We start from the raw sequence: 15,846 nt of genomic DNA on the forward strand, positions 1-15,846 counted from the left end.
TACGGCCATTGCCGCGAAGGCCGGCCGCGTGTAAATCCACCAGCTTCACTGGATCGGTCAAATGCTGAACAAACACCAAGGCGATGATGTAGCCAGTTTGATGGCACGGATAGGCCGCAGGGCGCGCGCTGCCGCCCGACCGCTGGCCATCGCCACGACCGCCGCCAAGAACGCCGCACTTGTCGCCATGGCGGAGGCGATTATCCGCCGCGAGCAGGATATTCTCGACGCCAACGCCATCGACATCTCGAATGGCCATGAGTCGGGGCTTTCCGCCTCCTTCATGGACCGGCTGAAGCTCGATGCCGCCCGCATCCGCGCCATGGCTGACGGCATCCGCGAGATCGCCGAACTCAGTGATCCGGTCGGCGACGTCATCGCCGCATGGGATCGCCCGAACGGCTTGCATATCGAGCGCGTGCGCACGCCGCTCGGCGTCGTCGGCGTCATCTATGAAAGCCGGCCGAACGTGACAGCCGATGCCGGCGCGCTCTGCCTGAAAGCCGGCAATCCGGTGATCCTGCGCGGCGGCTCGGATTCGCTCAAGTCTTCCGCCGCGATCCATGCCTGCCTGGTCGAGGGGCTGAAGACGGCCGGTCTGCCGCAGGACGCCATCCAGCTGGTGCCGACCACCGACCGCGCCGCCGTCGGCGAAATGCTGAAGGGCCTCGGCGGCAATCTCGACGTGATCATTCCGCGCGGTGGTCGCAGCCTGGTCGAGCGTGTGCAGAACGAAGCTCGGGTGCCGGTCTTTGCCCATCTCGAAGGCATCTGCCATCTCTATGTCGACCGTTCGGCCGATCTCGACATGGCGGTCCAGATCGCCGTCAATGCGAAGATGCGGCGCACCGGTGTCTGTGGTGCGGCCGAAACGCTTTTGGTCGACCGTGCCGTCGCTTCCACCCATCTGGTGCCGATCCTTGACGCGTTGCGCGCGGCTGGATGCGAGATCCATGCCGACGCCGAAGTGCTGAAGCTGTTCTTCGACGCCAGTCCGGCGACCGACGCCGACTGGATTACCGAATATCTCGACGCGATCATCGCAGTGAGGCTGGTCGATGGCGTTGCGGGCGCGATCGAGCATGTCGAGACGTTCTCCTCGCACCACACCGAGGCGATCGTCGCCGAGGATGCCGGTGCAGTCGAACGTTTCTTCAACGAGATTGATTCGGCGATCCTTCTGCACAATGCCTCGACTCAATTCGCCGATGGCGGCGAATTCGGCATGGGCGCCGAGATCGGCATCGCCACCGGCAAAATGCATGCGCGCGGCCCGGTCGGTGTCGAGCAATTGACCTCGTTCAAATACCGCGTGCGCGGAACGGGACAGGTGCGGCCTTGACGCTACTTGCTCGAAGAACCTGAAGCTTTGCGCCCAGCCACCCCCCTCTGTCCTGCCGGACATCTCCCCCTAAAGGGGGGAGATTGCCTGTCATTTCTGATTTCGCCAATCGCCGGTGCTGCAAGATTTGCGCCTGCGATGAAGCCGCCAATCTCCCCCCTTGAGGGGGAGATGTCCGGCAGGACAGAGGGGGGCGCCTGACGCATGCTTTCCTCGCCCGAGCATCCCGTTCCCTCCCGCTACCTCAAAATGCCGCATGCCGAAAAGGGCCTGGCCGTCGGGCTGTTCGGCGGCTCGTTCAATCCCGCCCATGCCGGCCATGGCCTGGTCGCCGAGATCGCGCTCAGACGTCTGGCGCTCGATCAGTTGTGGTGGATGGTGACGCCCGGCAATCCGCTCAAGAACAAGCGGGAACTGACGCCGCTGACTGGGCGGCTCCGCCTATCCGAGCAGATCGCCAGGAACCCGAAGATCAAGGTCACCGCGTTCGAGGCCGCGCATCACGTCCGCTTCACCGCCGACACGCTGGCGCTAGTCAAGGCGCGCAATCCCGGCGTCGACTTCGTCTGGATCATGGGCGCCGACAGTCTGCGCGACTTCCACCGCTGGCAGCGCTGGCGCCAGATCGTCATGACGTTCCCGATCGCGGTGATCGACCGCCCGGGCGCGACGCTGTCCTTCCTGTCCTCGGTCGTCGCCAAGACCTTCGATTACGCACGTGTCGACGAGGGCGACGCGCCGCGGCTCGCCCGCATGAAGGCGCCGGCCTGGACCTTCATCCACGGCCCGCGCTCGTCGCTGTCGTCGACCGCGATCCGCAACATGGCGAAGGGCTGAGCCTGCGCGGACCTCCCTTCTCCACAAGCAGAGGAGGCAAGTCCGGCCATGTCGCATTTGCGGCTGCTTTTCCCCGATCCGTGGGCGATCCTGCGCGCGCATGGTGATTCTCGAGCAAAACCAGACCAGACGCGATCCGGCGCAAGGCAGCCCGCCAACCCCGGCGATCGCCATCGCCAGCGTCGTCCTGTCGATGGCGCTGGTTGCGGTCGGCAACGGACTGATGTTCGCCTATATCCCGGTCCGGCTCGGCGCCGAGGGCTTCGATCCGACCTGGGCCGGGCTGATCGTCACCGGCCTTTCGGCCGGCGGCCTGGCAGGCTGCATCCTGACCGGTCCGCTGGTGCGGCGCGTCGGCCATGCTCGCGCGTTCATGGTGCTGTCGGCGCTGATCGTGCTGTCGAACGCCGCCGTCGGGGCCGGGCCGCACCCGCTGTCGTGGATCGCGGCACGCGCGCTCTATGGTTTTGCCATATGCGGCTTGTTCATCGTCGCGCAAAGCTGGCTGAACGACGTCATTGCCAACGCCATACGCGGCAGGGTCATGGCCTTCTTCTACGTCGCCTATGTCGCTGGGCTCGGTATCGGCTACGCCACACTGGCGCTGATCGATGTAAGGGCTGCGGACGCGCCGCTGATCGGCATCGCCTTCACCGCGCTGTCGATCCTCCCCGTCGGGCTGACGCGGCTCGCCCAGCCACCGCCGCCGCAGGCGGCGTCCGTCGCGCTTGGCCGGGCCTGGCGGATTTCGCCGGTCGGCGTCGCCGGCATGCTTGCCGTCGGCGGCCTGTCGATGACGATTTCGGGCTTCGCGCCGATCCATGCCACGGCCAAGGGCTACAGCCAGGCAGATGTGGCACTGCTTTTGTCGGCGATGCCGGTCGGCACATTGATCCTGCAAATCCCGCTCGGATGGATTTCCGACCGCACCGACCGGCGCTTTGTGCTGGTCGCCGCTTCGGCGCTTGCCTTGGTGGCGGGCCTGTTCGCTCTGGGCTTCGACGGCGGTGCGCTGGCGGCACTGGTCGTCATCTATGTGGTCTGGGACGGCGCGTCGGAATCGATCTATTCGCTGGCCAGCGCGCATGCTGCCGACCGCGCCGGCAAGGACGACATGGTGGCGCTGTCCAGCTCGCTTCTGTTTGCATGGTCGCTGTCCGGCTTCATCGTGCCCGGCATCGTGACCGGGCTTTCCGCTGTCTATGGAACCCAGGCCTTCATCTATGTGGCCATCGTCATTGCCGCTGTCTTTTGCCTGTTCGTGCTGTGGCGTGTGGTGGCGATGGCGCCTGTTCCCGCCGCCGAGACCGGCAATTTCGCGCCGATGAGCGCGCAGGCGCCGTTGCCGGTGGATCTTGCCTTTCCGTCCGAAGAACAGCGCCGCGCGGACAAATAGGCCTGCGCTGGGAATTGATCATCTCACTGTCTGGTGGCGGTTTCCTGTCGTGGCGCTTCCGGTGGTGGCGCGGGTATCGAAATGCCCTCGCTGTCGAAAGCCTGCTTGGCGCGTTTGGTGAGATCGATCTGGGTGGCGAAGAAATCCGCAGCCGAGGTCCAGTAGCGCAACGTGATGGCGACGTTGCTGTCGCCGACGGTCGCCACAAACGCAATCGGCGCCGGCTCCCGCCTGACGCGCCGCTCGGCGGCGGCGACGCCAAGCATGGTCTTCTGCGCGAGATCGATATCGTTCCAGGAACCGATGGTCAGCGTGATGTCGCCACGGCGGGCACCGTTGCGTGTATAGTTGCGGACAGGCTGGTTCCACAGCGTCGAATTGGGGGCGAGGACGTAGACGCCCTCGACCGTTCTCAGCGTGGTGGCGAACAGGCCGACTTCCTCGATGGTCCCGGCGATGGCGCCGACCTCGACATATTCGCCGATGCGGAATGGCCGTAGCGCCAGCAGCATGATGCCGGCGGCAATGTTCTGCAGCGTGCCCTGCAGCGCCAGGCCGATGGCCAAGCCGATGGCGCCGATGGCGGCAATGATCGAGGCCGTCTGGACGCCGAACTGGCCGAGCACCATGATAACGACGAGGATCAGTATGGCGTAGCGGGCGATCCTCGAGAAGAAGTGGCGCAGCGTCACGTCGAAGCCATGGATATGGCCGAGGCCGGCATAGATCGAGCGCTGCGCGAGGCCGGCGACGATATAGCCGAGGACCAGCAGGATGACGGCGCCGATGGCCGAGAATGAGTACGAGACGATCAGCGCGCTGAGCTGCGCAAGGCCGGCCTGCACGGTGTCAACGGCGTTCTCAGGGTCGATAGGCATGGCGGGAATCCGATTGGTCAATGCGCCGATAACCCCAGCAAGGCGGCAAGAGTTCCGATTTTTCTTCTGCGGAACCGGAAGAAACGGCACTTCGTGGACCACGGCAGGGTTGCCGTCTTGAAACTGCAACCCAACTCTGCCTATCTAAGGAGTGTCACCTGCTTTGAAGGGTGATTTGGTTGTTCTTGCTGCGAAAGGAAATACACTGAGAACAGCACTGCGGAAGAAGGCCGACATCGTGCCTTCGCCGGCCGGGATCAGCGTAAACGACGCCGTGTCCCGCGCCATCAACACAGTCCTTGTCAGTCTGGAAGACTCCAAGGCCGAAAACATCGTCTCAATCGACATTCAGGGAAAATCGAGCCTCGGTGACTATATGGTCATCGCGTCCGGCCGATCTCACCGTCATGTCTCGGCTGTCGCCGATCATCTCCTCAAGGCGCTCAAGGATGCCGGCCTCGGCACGGCGCGCGTCGAGGGACTGGCCGGCGCCGACTGGGTCCTGATCGATTCGGGCGATATTATCGTCCATGTCTTCCGTCCCGAAGTCCGCGACTTCTACAATCTCGAAAAGATGTGGCAAGCGCCGGACCTCGAGGAAGAGACCCTCCACTGAGCCGTAATTTGATTGATGCATGTCGTTTCCAAAAACCGGTGACCACTTTTGGTGACATGCATTAGCGGCTCTTCGAGGCAGGGATGAAAATTACCGTTCATGCCGTGGGCCGGATGAAAGCCGGCCCCGAGAAGCAGCTCGCCGACCGATATTTCGAGCGCTTCGCCAAGAGCGGGCAGGCCGTGGGGCTCGAATTCTCAGGTGTTGTCGAGATTCCGGAGGGCCGCGCCCAGACCGCCAACGAGCGCCGGCGCGAGGAAGGCCAGAAACTGCAGACGCAGTTGCAGCCTGGTACTGCGCTGATGCTGCTCGACGAACGCGGCAAGAACTTTTCCTCCGAGGATTTCGCCGGCCGCATCGGCCTGTTGCGTGATGGCGGCCGCAAGGCACTTGTCATCGCTATCGGCGGTGCCGACGGTCACGACCAGTCGCTGCGCGATCAGGCCGATCTGATGGTGTCGTTCGGCGCGCTGACATGGCCGCACCAACTAGTCCGTGTCATGTTGGGCGAGCAGCTTTACCGGACGGCCACGATCCTGTCCGGCCATCCCTATCATCGCTCGTGAGCTTTGCAGGTTCCCACCCGAAACCGGTGGATTGGCGTGAGCCGCCCGGATTTTCGCCTCAATGCGTCACGAGGCTGTTTGCGGTCGGCAGGGCTCTCGAACATGGTTGATGGTTCGTTAACGAAGCCACGCATAGAGTCGGGCTTCAATGTCTGAAGGTTGGAAATCGCGAACGGGCTTTTGGCGCGCACGCTGCGGCTTGGCAGCGGCGGCGCTCGTGCTGTCGTTCAGCGCCGCGCGGGCGCAGAACAGGCTCGACATGACGCCTGATCCGGACCAAAGCCGCGCCGAATACGAACGGGTGTCGAAGGAGATCACGCTTTCGTCCGAGCGGCTGGCCAAGCTCGCCGCCGACATGGCGACCGTCAAGAAGGATCATGCCTCGATCACCGCGGCGCTGATCCAGTCGGCGATGACCGAGCAGAAACTTGGTCAGGACATCGAGGACATTGGCGCCAAGCTGGAAGGGCTGAAAGGCGAGGAGCAGAAAATCCGCGCGTCGCTGGCCGCTAGACGCGACGTTCTGGCCGAGGTGCTGGCCGCGCTGCAGCGCATGGGGCTCAATCCGCCGCCGGCCATCCTGGTCAAGCCGGAAGACGCGCTGTCGTCGGTACGCAGCGCCATCCTGCTCGGCGCCGTGGTGCCGGAACTGCGCCAGCAGACCGAGATACTGGTGGCGGACCTCAAGGAGCAGTCGCGGGTGACGGCCTCGATCGAGGCGGAGAGGGCGCGGCTGACGGCGGCAGTCGGCGAGCAGACGGCGGAAAAGAAGCGGCTCGGCATGCTACTTGAAGCCAAGCAGAGGCTTGAGGCCGAGACGCAAACGGCGCTGGCCGAGGAAAAGCAGCGATCCGCAGCATTGGCGGCCAAGGCCGGCAGCCTGAAGGAACTGATCGCCTCGCTCGAGGCCGACAAGGCCCGCAAGGCGGCGAATGCGGCGAAGGCAGCGGAGCAGAAGACCGCGGATGCCGACAAGGCCCCGACACAGGAGGGCCCGGCACAGACGGCCCCGGCACAGACGGAACTGGCGGCGCTGCCGGTCCCGGAAGCCAACCGGCTCACCGCCGCCGCACCGTTTTCGGCGCTTCAGGGGCAGATCGCGCTGCCCGTCACCGGCAAGATCAAGCGGCGGTTCGGGGCCAGCGACGGTAACGGCGCAGTGATGCTCGGTGACATGGTTGCGACACAATCGGGAGCCATCGTTACCGCGCCGGCGGACGGAAATGTGCTTTATGCGGGACCTTTTCGCTCCTATGGTCAACTCTTGATCCTGAACGCGGGTGACGGCTATCATGTCGTTCTGGCGGGGATGAGCAGAATCAGTGTCGCGTCTGGCCAGTCGGTGCTCGCAGGAGAGCCGGTCGGCGCGATGGGAGAGGCCCGGGTGGCGAGCACCTCGGCATCGAAGAATGGAAATGCCACGCCGGAGCTCTATGTTGAGTTCCGCAAGGATGGAAAACCCGTCGATCCGACCCCATGGTGGGCGGACCGTTTGTCTGGAAGGACGTGAGATGATGCGGAAACTGTCGCTTCTGTTTGCCGGTGCGCTAATGGGCGCATCCGCGATGAGCCTGGTCTATGGCGCGCCCGGCTCGACGGCGAACGCTGCGGGCTCCGAGACCTACAAGCAGCTGGCGATCTTCGGTGACATCTTCGAGCGGGTGCGGGCGCAGTATGTGACGCCGCCCGACGACAAGTCGCTGGTCGAAAACGCCATCAACGGCATGCTTACGTCGCTAGACCCGCACTCCTCGTATATGAACGCCGAAGAGGCGCAGGACATGCGCGTGCAGACCAAGGGCGAGTTCGGCGGCCTCGGCATCGAGGTCACGATGGAGAACGACCTGGTCAAGGTGATCACGCCGATCGACGATACGCCGGCCGCCAAGGCGGGCGTGCTTGCCGGCGATTATATTGCCAAGATCGACGGCGAGGAGGTTCGCGGCCTGAGCCTCAACGACGCGGTCGAGAAGATGCGCGGGCTGGTCAACACGCCGATCAAGCTCACCATCCTGCGCCAGGGCGCCGACAAGCCGATCGAGCTGACGGTGGTGCGCGACATCATCAAGGTCAAGGCGGTCAAGTTCCGGGTCGAGAACGACATCGGCTACATGAAGATCACCTCCTTCACCGAAAAGACCCATGATGACCTCGAGAATGCCATCGACACCATCAAGAAGCAGGTGCCGAACGAAAAGCTCAAGGGCTACGTGCTCGATCTGCGCCTCAATCCGGGCGGCCTCCTCGATCAGGCGGTGAGCGTGTCCGACGCCTTCCTCAACCGTGGCGAGATCGTCTCGACACGCGGCCGCGATCCGAAGGACGTCACCCGCTTCGACGCGCGGCCCGGCGACGACATCGACGGCAAACCGCTGGTCGTGCTCCTCAATGGCGGCTCGGCCAGTGCGTCCGAAATCGTCGCTGGCGCGCTGCAGGATCTGCGCCGCGCCACGGTGGTCGGCACGCAGTCCTTCGGCAAGGGTTCGGTGCAGACCATCGTCCCGCTCGGCGAGAACGGCGCGCTGCGCCTGACGACGGCGCTCTATTACACGCCGTCCGGCAAGTCGATCCAGGGGAAGGGCATCACGCCCGACATCAAGGTCGACCAGCCGTTGCCGCCGGAACTGCAGGGCAGGGACCTGACGCGCGGCGAGTCGGACCTCAAGGGCCACATCAAGGGTACCGACGAGGGCGATACCGGTTCGGGCTCGGCAGCCTATGTGCCGCCGGAGCCGAAGGACGACCTGCAGCTTATCTTTGCCGAGCAGTTGCTGCGCGGCGAGAAGACCGATCCGGCGTTCCCGCCGAATCCGGACAAGGCTGTTTTGAACCAGTAACGTCGATCGGCCGGGCAAACAGGTCTGGCCGCCTGATCGAAGCGATGTAATGCTGCCGGGGCCGCAAGGCCTCGGCAGTTTGATTCGGGGGAACCGCGGCTGGGGATGCGGCTTGGCTGACATCGGCAACGACATCGAACGCCCGCTCGGACAGGCCGTCCGGCCGCCGCGCGCGGCCCGCAGGATCAACGCCGGCGTGGTCACGGCCACTCTCCTGGTGCTGGCCGTGATCGGCGTCTCCGGCGCGATTGCGCTGCGTGAAAGACCGTTTCGAAAGCCGGAAGAAGTCGCCGTTTCGACGCCGAAGACGACCGCGGTGGTCGAATCCGCAGCGCCGGCCACTGAGCCCGCGCCGCAGGCGCAAGCGGGACCCAAGATAAGTGGGCCGCAGATCATCCATATGCCGACCGAAGCGGACGGTGGTCCGCCCAAGGCGGCCATCGTCATCCACGACCCTTCGACGATCGGCCAGAACCTGAGGATCGCGCATATTCCCGACAGGGCGCTGATCGAGACCAGTGAGACCGGCCCGTTGCCGGTTCGCGCCGCCGACGGAAGGCGGCCGTTCGATGTCTATGCGCGGCCGTGGTCCGGTGCGCGCGGTGCGCGCGTGGCGATCGTCATCGGCGGGCTTGCCGTGTCGCAGACCGGCACGCAGGCGGCCATCGCCAAGCTGCCGGCCGAAGTGACGCTGGGCTTCGCGCCGCAGGGCAATAGCATCAGCCGCTGGATGCAGGCGGCGCGGCAGAGAGGCCATGAGATCGTCATGCAGGTGCCGCTCGAACCGTTCGACTATCCGAACGTCAATCCGGGCCGCAACACGCTGACGGTCGCGGCGACACCGGACGAGAATTTGAAGAACTTGCGCTGGGCGCTGTCGCGGATGACCAACTACACCGGCGTCATGAACTATATGGGTGCGCGATTTTCGGCCGATGCGGCGGCGATGGCGCCATTCATGGCCGAACTCGGCAGGCGCGGCCTGGCCTATCTCGACGACGGCTCGTCGGCGCGCAGCCTCGCGTCCGACCTGGCACTGAAGGACGGCGTGCCCTTCATTGCCGGCGACACGTCGATCGACGCCGTGCAGGACCGGGGCGCCATATTGAAGAAGCTGGACGAGCTGGAAGCCACCGCGCGGGCGAAAGGCTTTGCCGTCGGCATCGGCTCGGCCTTCGACCTGACGGTTGACACCGTGTCGTCCTGGGTGATCGAGGCCAAGAAGCGCGGCATCGAGATCGTGCCGATTTCGGCAGTGGCGGTGGATCCGGAAAAAGGTTGAGCATGGCGAAGAGAAAACCGGTCGATCCCGAGACGCTGCCTTATCGCCCCTGTGTCGGACTGATGATACTCAATGGTGACGGCCTGGTCTGGGTCGGGCATCGCATTGCCGAGCCGGATAGCGAATTCGCCGGCACGACGCAGCTCTGGCAGATGCCGCAGGGCGGCATCGACAAGGGCGAGGAACCGCTGCAGGCGGCGCAGCGGGAACTGTATGAAGAGACCGGCATGCGCTCGGTCTCGCTGCTGGATGAGGCGCCGAACTGGATATATTACGACCTGCCGGCCGATCTGGTCGGCATCGCCTTCAAAGGGCGATATCGCGGCCAGACGCAAAAATGGTTCGCCTTCCGCTTTCACGGCGACGTGAGCGAGATTGAGATCAATCCGCCACCGGGCGGCCACACCGCCGAGTTCGACAAATGGGCATGGCGGCCGATGCAGGAATTGCCCGACCTGATCGTGCCGTTCAAGCGCAAGGTTTATGAGGACGTGGTTGCGGCGTTCCGGCATCTGGTTGCGTAGCTTGGCGCTAGCCGCGGTCGCGCCGACCACGGTTGCCGCGTCAGCGCGGTGGCCTTATTGATGGCCAATCCGCCGCAGACGGGGTTGGCATGAACGACGCCTCCAAAAAATCTCTTTCTGAAAAGGTTGCCGTCAGCGAGACAGCGGCCGGCGCCATATTGACCGTCGATCTCGGCGCCATCCGCGAAAACTACCGGCGGCTCAAGGCGCGGCTGGGCGGCGTCGGCTGCGCGGGTGTCGTCAAGGCCGACGGCTACGGGCTCGGCGGGCCCCAGGTGGCGGCAGCGCTGGCGGCCGAGGGCTGCGACATTTTCTTTGTCGCGCATCTGGTCGAAGGTGTCTTGCTGCGCCAGGTGCTCGGCTCACGGCCGGCGATCTATGTGCTGAACGGCATTCAGCCGGGCGCTGAAAGCGAAGCGGTCGAAGCGGAGCTGGGCGCGGTCATCAACAGCGTCGGCCAACTCGCCGCCTGGCGCGCGGCGGCGCAGCGGGCCGGCCGCACGCTTAAAGCTGCAATCCAGGTCGACAGCGGCATGTCGCGGCTCGGCATGGCGGCAGCGGAGGTGGAGGCCGTCGCTGCCGATCCGCAGGCGTTCGACGGTATCGACGTCACCTTTGTGATGAGCCATCTTGCTCGCGCCGACGAGCCCAAGCATCCGGCCAACGAGCAGCAGCGGCTGGAATTCGAGCGGCTGCGCAGGATGCTGCCAAAGGCGCCGGCCTCGCTCGCCAATTCCTCCGGCATCTTTCTTGGGCAGCCCTTTCATTACGACCTCGCCCGGCCCGGTGCGGCGCTCTACGGCATCAATCCGATGCCAGCGGAGGAAAATCCGATGCTGCCGGTGGTGCGGCTTCAGGCAAAGGTCATTCAGACGCGCAGCCTCGATAGGGGAGCCGGCGTCGGCTATGGCCATATTTTTCACGTGACCGAACCGCTGGCCGCAGCAACGATCTCGCTTGGCTATGCCGATGGCTGGCATCGTCGCGCGGCCTCAGCCGCCTGGTTCGAAAATGTGCCGCTGCCCTTCCTCGGACGCGTATCGATGGATTCGATCGTTCTCAACATTTCGGCCCTGCCGCCCGACAGGCTAAAGGCGGGCGATCTCGTCGAGCTGATCGGGCCGTCGCAGACGGTGGATCAGGCGGCCGGCCATGCCGGCACCATCGGCTATGAAATCCTGACCAGCCTCGGACACCGCTTTCACCGGCGCTATGTGACCGGCGCTATGTGAATGGATAGCGCGCGGGCTTTTTTATGCATGCCGTTGTCCCAAAACCGCTGCATACTTTTGGGCGACATGCTTGGGCACTTGGCGGACGCCGTAAAATCCGGCAGACAGAAGCCACGATGCCGCGCCCCAAACCCCTGACGAGACGTCGTTCTGGAGAGCTATGCGATGAAGATCTTCGTGCTGGGCGGCGGCGTTATCGGAGTCACCACCGCTTATTATCTCGCCGAGGCCGGCCATGAAGTGACGGTGATCGACCGCCAGAAGGGCCCGGCGCTGGAAACCAGCTTTGCCAATGCCGGCGAGATCTCGCCCGGCTACGCCTCGCCCTGGGCCGGTCCCGGCGTCCCGTTGAAGGCGATCAAATGGCTGTTGATGAAGCATGGTCCGCTGGTGGTGCGGCCGACTCTTGATCCGCATATGTGGCTATGGCTGGTCAGGATGCTGCGCAACTGCACGGCCGAGCGCTATGCGGTGAACAAGGCGCGCATGGTGCCGCTGGCCGAATACAGCCGCGACACGCTGAAGGCGCTGCGCGAGGCGACCGGCATCGCCTATGATGAACGCGCCAAGGGAACGCTGCAGCTTTTTCGCACGCAACAGCAGCTCGACGGCACGTCAGGCGATGTCGAGGTGCTCAAGACATATGGCGTTCCTTACGAGATTCTCGATCCCGACGGCTGCATAGCGGCCGAGCCGGGGCTGGCAGGGGTGCGTGAAAAATTCGTCGGCGGCCTGCGGCTGCCGGGCGACGAAACCGGTGACTGCAAGATGTTCACCGACCGTCTGGCCGAGCTCTGCGTGGCGCGCGGCGTCACCTTCGAATACGACATGTCGATCAGGCGCATCATCCGCAAGCGCAACAGTATCGCCAACATCAATACCAGCAAGGGCTGGAAGACTGCCGACGCCTATGTGATGGCGATGGGCAGCTATTCGGCCAAGTTCATGCGCATGCTGAGACGGTCCATACCGGTCTATCCGGTCAAGGGCTATTCGATCACCCTGCCGATCAAGGATGCTGTCGCAGCACCGGTGTCGACAGTGATGGACGAGACCTACAAGGTGGCGATCACCAGGCTCGGCGATCGCATCCGGGTCGGCGGCACAGCGGAGATTTCCGGCTTCGACCTGAGGCTGCATGAAACGCGGCGGCGCACGCTAGAACATTCGGTCGGCGACCTTTTTCCAGGCAGCGGCGACATGCGGTCAGCGAGTTTCTGGTGCGGGTTGCGGCCGATGACGCCGGACGGGCCGCCGCTGATCGGCCGCACCGAATTTTCCAACCTCTATCTCAACACCGGCCACGGCACGCTCGGCTGGACCATGGCCTGCGGCTCGGCCAAGGTGCTGGCCGACATCATCTCCAACCGGGTACCGGACATCAATGTCCGCGATCTCGGACCGGAGCGATACCAGCGGTAGGACCAGAAGGCTTCCTTCATCGAGCCCGGCCTTTGAGGGCGGTGACTTCGCCCCAAAACTGCGCAGTGTTTTGGGGACATCACAATTTCAATGGGTCGGGTGAATCTCGTCAGACGAACAATCCCCGCTCCCGTTCCACTGCCTTGGTGATGAAGCTCGCGACGATCTGGACGCGGCGCAGCGGCCTGACCGATTCGTGATAGACCAGCCAGTAGGCACGGCGGATGGGCGCGACGATGTCGACAGCCACCAGTTCCGGCATCGAGCGGGCGACGAAGGTGTGCAGGATGCCGATGCCGGCGCCGGAGCGCACCGCTTCGGCCTGGCCGAGCGCCGAGGAGATGGCGAAGCTGGTGCGCCAGTCGGCGCTGAACTCGGCCGCATAGTCGAGCGAGGGGCTGACGATGAGGTCCGGCACATAGCCGATCAGCGTGTGCCGCCCGAGCTCGGCGGGCGTTTGGGGCAGGCCATGCGCTTCGGCATAGGCCTGGGACGCGAACAGGCCGAGCGTGTAGTCGACCAGCTTGCCCGCCACCAGCCTGCCTTCGGTCGGCCGCTCGACGGTGATGGCGATGTCGGCCTCGCGCCTGGACAGCGAGAAGGAACGCGGCACCGGCACCAGCTGGATGGTAAGTTCGCGGTGAAGCGCCGTCAGTGCGCCGAGGCGTTTGGCCAGGAAGGCGACGCCGAAGCCATCAGGCGCGCCGATGCGCACGGTGCCGGAGACATCGTCGCCTTCGCCCGCCACGGTCGAGCGCGCGGCGATCATATCGCCTTCCATGCGCTCAGCGATGTCGAGGAAGCGCTCGCCCGACGGCGTCAGCTCGCTACCGGTGGTAAGCCGGCGAAAGAGTTTTGTGCGCAGCGCATCCTCAAGTGCGGCGATGCGGCGCGAGACAGTGGCGTGATTGAGCTCCAACCGCTTAGCCGCGCCGAGGATTTGGCCGGCCCGCGCCACGGCGAGGAAGATGCGGACGTCATCCCAGTTCATGGGAATGGTCCGTATGACGCCGATTACGGCAGCGCTCTAGGGCGCGCCCCTCTGTCCTGCCGGACATCTCCCCCACTTGGGGGGAGATCGGCCGGCCGCTCCGGCGGCGACTTTCTTGCAGCGTTGCGGGTTGGCGAAAGCGGGGATGACAGCCAATCTCCCCCCTCGTGGGGGAGATGTCCAGTAGGACAGAGGGGGGCGCGAAGGAACTCATCTCTCAATCCTTGCTGCTAGGGACCTGCATCCTTACTATTTGCGAGAATTGATGTTCTGCCGTCAATTGCTATCTATTTTACGCACAACGGTTGCGTTTTCGCTCGCGTTGCCATCGGTCGCGCAAAGGCGGACAATGCCGCATCACAAATACAGGGAGAGAGATCATGATCGAATACGGTCATTTCATCGGCGGCAAGCGTGTCGCTGGGACCAGCGGCCGCAAGCAGGATGTCATGCAGCCGATGGACGGCACGGTGCGCGGCACGGTGGCGCTGGCTTCGCAGGCGGAACTGCGCGCGGCGGTGGAAAACGCCAGGGCCGCGCAGCCCGGCTGGGCAGCGACCAACCCGCAGCGGCGCGTGCGCGTCTTGATGAAGTTCCTCGAACTGGTCGCCAAAGAGTATGATTCGCTGGCCGACATTCTGGCGCGCGAGCACGGCAAGACCATCGCCGACGCCAAGGGCGACATCCAGCGCGGGCTGGAAGTGGTCGAGGTCTGCATCGGCGCGCCGCATATGATGAAGGGCGAGTTCACCGATGGCGCCGGCCCCGGCATCGACGTCTATTCGATGCGCCAGCCGCTCGGCGTCGTCGCCGGCATCACGCCGTTCAATTTTCCGGCGATGATCCCGTTGTGGAAGATCGCGCCGGCCATCGCCTGCGGCAACGCCTTCATCCTGAAGCCTTCGGAGCGCGACCCGGGCGTGCCGTTGCGCATCGCGGAGCTGTTCATCGAGGCCGGCCTGCCGGCGGGCATCCTCAACGTCGTCAACGGCGACAAGGAGGCGGTCGATGCCATCCTCGACGACCCCGATATCAAGGCCATCGGCTTTGTCGGCTCGACGCCGATCGCCCACTACATCTATTCGCGCGGCACCGCCTCGGGCAAGCGCGTGCAGTGCTTCGGCGGCGCCAAGAACCACATGATCATCATGCCCGACGCCGACATGGACCAGACCGTCGACGCACTGATCGGCGCCGGCTACGGCTCGGCCGGCGAGCGCTGCATGGCGATTTCCGTCGCTGTCCCGGTCGGCAACGATACCGCCAACCGGCTGATGGAAAAGCTAGTGCCGCGGGTGGAAAGCCTGAAGGTCGGTCCCTCGACGGATTCATCCGCCGATTTCGGCCCGCTGGTGACGGCGCAGGCGCTGGAGCGGGTCAAAGGTTATGTCGACACCGGTGTCAAGGAAGGCGCCAAGCTGGTCGTCGACGGCCGCGGCTTTTCCATGCAGGGCTACGAGAACGGCTACTATATGGGCGGCTGCCTGTTCGACAACGTGACATCAGACATGCGCATCTACAAGGAAGAGATCTTTGGGCCGGTGCTCTCGGTGATGCGCGCGCCGACCTATGAGAACGCGATCAAACTCGCCAACGACCACGAAATGGGCAACGGCGTCGCCATCTTCACCCGCGACGGCGATGCGGCGCGCGACTTCGCCTCGAGGGTCCAGGTCGGCATGGTCGGTGTCAATGTGCCGATCCCGGTGCCGATCGCCTACTACACCTTCGGCGGCTGGAAAGCGTCCTCCTTCGGCGACCTCAACCAGCACGGACCGGACGCGTTCCGTTTCTATACCAAGACCAAGACGGTGACCTCGCGCTGGCCGTCAGGTGTGAAAGATGGGGCAGAGTTCGTCATCCCGACGATGAACTAGCCGGACGGTTCCGGATTCAGATTGAAGACGAAGAGGCCCGGCTAGA

14 protein-coding genes are annotated in these 15,846 nt (G+C 64.5%); 12 read left to right on the plus strand and 2 right to left on the minus strand.

The features are described 5' to 3' along the window. The first annotated feature begins 61 nt into the window (after positions 1-61). The 3 genes from EOC94_RS01100 to EOC94_RS01115 all read left to right on the plus strand — a co-directional run bounded on the left by EOC94_RS01100 (position 62) and on the right by EOC94_RS01115 (position 3,575). Entirely contained in the window at positions 62-1,342 is a 1,281-nt protein-coding gene (locus EOC94_RS01100) for a glutamate-5-semialdehyde dehydrogenase (RefSeq protein ID WP_127288351.1), read from the plus strand. Between the two features lie 249 nt (positions 1,343-1,591). Further along, positions 1,592-2,179: a nicotinate-nucleotide adenylyltransferase gene (locus EOC94_RS01110; protein WP_127288589.1), complete on the plus strand. Its 588-nt coding sequence runs from the start codon at positions 1,592-1,594 to the stop codon at positions 2,177-2,179. 100 nt (positions 2,180-2,279) lie between these two features. Next, entirely contained in the window at positions 2,280-3,575 is a 1,296-nt protein-coding gene (locus tag EOC94_RS01115; RefSeq protein WP_127288353.1) for an MFS transporter, read from the plus strand. Between the two features lie 23 nt (positions 3,576-3,598). Here the strand turns inward: EOC94_RS01115 and EOC94_RS01120 are convergent, their stop codons facing one another. Continuing rightward, positions 3,599-4,453, minus strand: coding sequence for a mechanosensitive ion channel family protein (locus EOC94_RS01120; RefSeq protein ID WP_127205605.1), 855 nt, complete (start codon positions 4,451-4,453; stop codon positions 3,599-3,601). A 238-nt stretch (positions 4,454-4,691) separates the two neighbouring features. On the opposite strand from EOC94_RS01120, the gene rsfS reads away from it, so the two are divergent. From rsfS to EOC94_RS01160, 8 genes are all read left to right on the plus strand, one after another. After that, on the plus strand, positions 4,692-5,069 hold the full coding sequence (gene rsfS, locus EOC94_RS01125; protein WP_095487705.1) for a ribosome silencing factor: 378 nt from the start codon (positions 4,692-4,694) through the stop codon (positions 5,067-5,069). An 83-nt stretch (positions 5,070-5,152) separates the two neighbouring features. After that, positions 5,153-5,635 carry a 23S rRNA (pseudouridine(1915)-N(3))-methyltransferase RlmH gene (gene rlmH / locus EOC94_RS01130; protein ID WP_127288354.1) on the plus strand — a complete coding sequence of 161 codons (483 nt, stop codon included), beginning with the start codon at positions 5,153-5,155 and terminating at the stop codon, positions 5,633-5,635. A 148-nt stretch (positions 5,636-5,783) separates the two neighbouring features. Next, positions 5,784-7,145: a murein hydrolase activator EnvC gene (locus EOC94_RS01135; protein ID WP_127288355.1), complete on the plus strand. Its 1,362-nt coding sequence runs from the start codon at positions 5,784-5,786 to the stop codon at positions 7,143-7,145. Position 7,146: 1 nt separating this feature from the next. Next, positions 7,147-8,472, plus strand: coding sequence for a S41 family peptidase (locus EOC94_RS01140; protein WP_127288356.1), 1,326 nt, complete (start codon positions 7,147-7,149; stop codon positions 8,470-8,472). Positions 8,473-8,584: 112 nt separating this feature from the next. Continuing rightward, entirely contained in the window at positions 8,585-9,754 is a 1,170-nt protein-coding gene (locus tag EOC94_RS01145; RefSeq protein WP_095487703.1) for a divergent polysaccharide deacetylase family protein, read from the plus strand. A gap of 2 nt (positions 9,755-9,756) precedes the next feature. Then, positions 9,757-10,278: an RNA pyrophosphohydrolase gene (locus EOC94_RS01150; protein ID WP_095487505.1), complete on the plus strand. Its 522-nt coding sequence runs from the start codon at positions 9,757-9,759 to the stop codon at positions 10,276-10,278. A gap of 89 nt (positions 10,279-10,367) precedes the next feature. Continuing rightward, complete coding sequence (gene alr, locus EOC94_RS01155; protein ID WP_095487503.1) at positions 10,368-11,510, plus strand: alanine racemase; 1,143 nt, start codon at positions 10,368-10,370, stop codon at positions 11,508-11,510. Between the two features lie 165 nt (positions 11,511-11,675). Next, positions 11,676-12,932: a D-amino acid dehydrogenase gene (locus tag EOC94_RS01160; protein WP_095487501.1), complete on the plus strand. Its 1,257-nt coding sequence runs from the start codon at positions 11,676-11,678 to the stop codon at positions 12,930-12,932. 109 nt (positions 12,933-13,041) lie between these two features. Here the strand turns inward: EOC94_RS01160 and EOC94_RS01165 are convergent, their stop codons facing one another. Then, positions 13,042-13,923, minus strand: coding sequence for a LysR family transcriptional regulator (locus EOC94_RS01165; protein WP_095487499.1), 882 nt, complete (start codon positions 13,921-13,923; stop codon positions 13,042-13,044). 380 nt (positions 13,924-14,303) lie between these two features. Here EOC94_RS01165 and EOC94_RS01170 point away from each other — a divergent pair, with 380 nt between their 5' ends. Then, entirely contained in the window at positions 14,304-15,800 is a 1,497-nt protein-coding gene (locus EOC94_RS01170) for a CoA-acylating methylmalonate-semialdehyde dehydrogenase (RefSeq protein WP_127288357.1), read from the plus strand. Positions 15,801-15,846 lie beyond the last annotated feature (46 nt).

The organism is Mesorhizobium sp. M6A.T.Ce.TU.016.01.1.1 (assembly GCF_003997065.1).
Lineage (GTDB): Bacteria > Pseudomonadota > Alphaproteobacteria > Rhizobiales > Rhizobiaceae > Mesorhizobium > Mesorhizobium mediterraneum.

Coding starts and splice junctions, on each gene's coding strand:
- EOC94_RS01100 (WP_127288351.1), top strand. CDS start 62: ATGCTGAACAAACACCAAGGCGATGATGTAGCCAGTTTGATGGCACGG.
- EOC94_RS01110 (WP_127288589.1), top strand. CDS start 1,592: ATGCCGCATGCCGAAAAGGGCCTGGCCGTCGGGCTGTTCGGCGGCTCG.
- EOC94_RS01115 (WP_127288353.1), top strand. CDS start 2,280: ATGGTGATTCTCGAGCAAAACCAGACCAGACGCGATCCGGCGCAAGGC.
- EOC94_RS01120 (WP_127205605.1), bottom strand. CDS start 4,453: ATGCCTATCGACCCTGAGAACGCCGTTGACACCGTGCAGGCCGGCCTT.
- rlmH (WP_127288354.1), top strand. CDS start 5,153: ATGAAAATTACCGTTCATGCCGTGGGCCGGATGAAAGCCGGCCCCGAG.
- EOC94_RS01135 (WP_127288355.1), top strand. CDS start 5,784: ATGTCTGAAGGTTGGAAATCGCGAACGGGCTTTTGGCGCGCACGCTGC.
- EOC94_RS01140 (WP_127288356.1), top strand. CDS start 7,147: ATGATGCGGAAACTGTCGCTTCTGTTTGCCGGTGCGCTAATGGGCGCA.
- EOC94_RS01150 (WP_095487505.1), top strand. CDS start 9,757: ATGGCGAAGAGAAAACCGGTCGATCCCGAGACGCTGCCTTATCGCCCC.
- alr (WP_095487503.1), top strand. CDS start 10,368: ATGAACGACGCCTCCAAAAAATCTCTTTCTGAAAAGGTTGCCGTCAGC.
- EOC94_RS01160 (WP_095487501.1), top strand. CDS start 11,676: ATGAAGATCTTCGTGCTGGGCGGCGGCGTTATCGGAGTCACCACCGCT.
- EOC94_RS01165 (WP_095487499.1), bottom strand. CDS start 13,923: ATGAACTGGGATGACGTCCGCATCTTCCTCGCCGTGGCGCGGGCCGGC.
- EOC94_RS01170 (WP_127288357.1), top strand. CDS start 14,304: ATGATCGAATACGGTCATTTCATCGGCGGCAAGCGTGTCGCTGGGACC.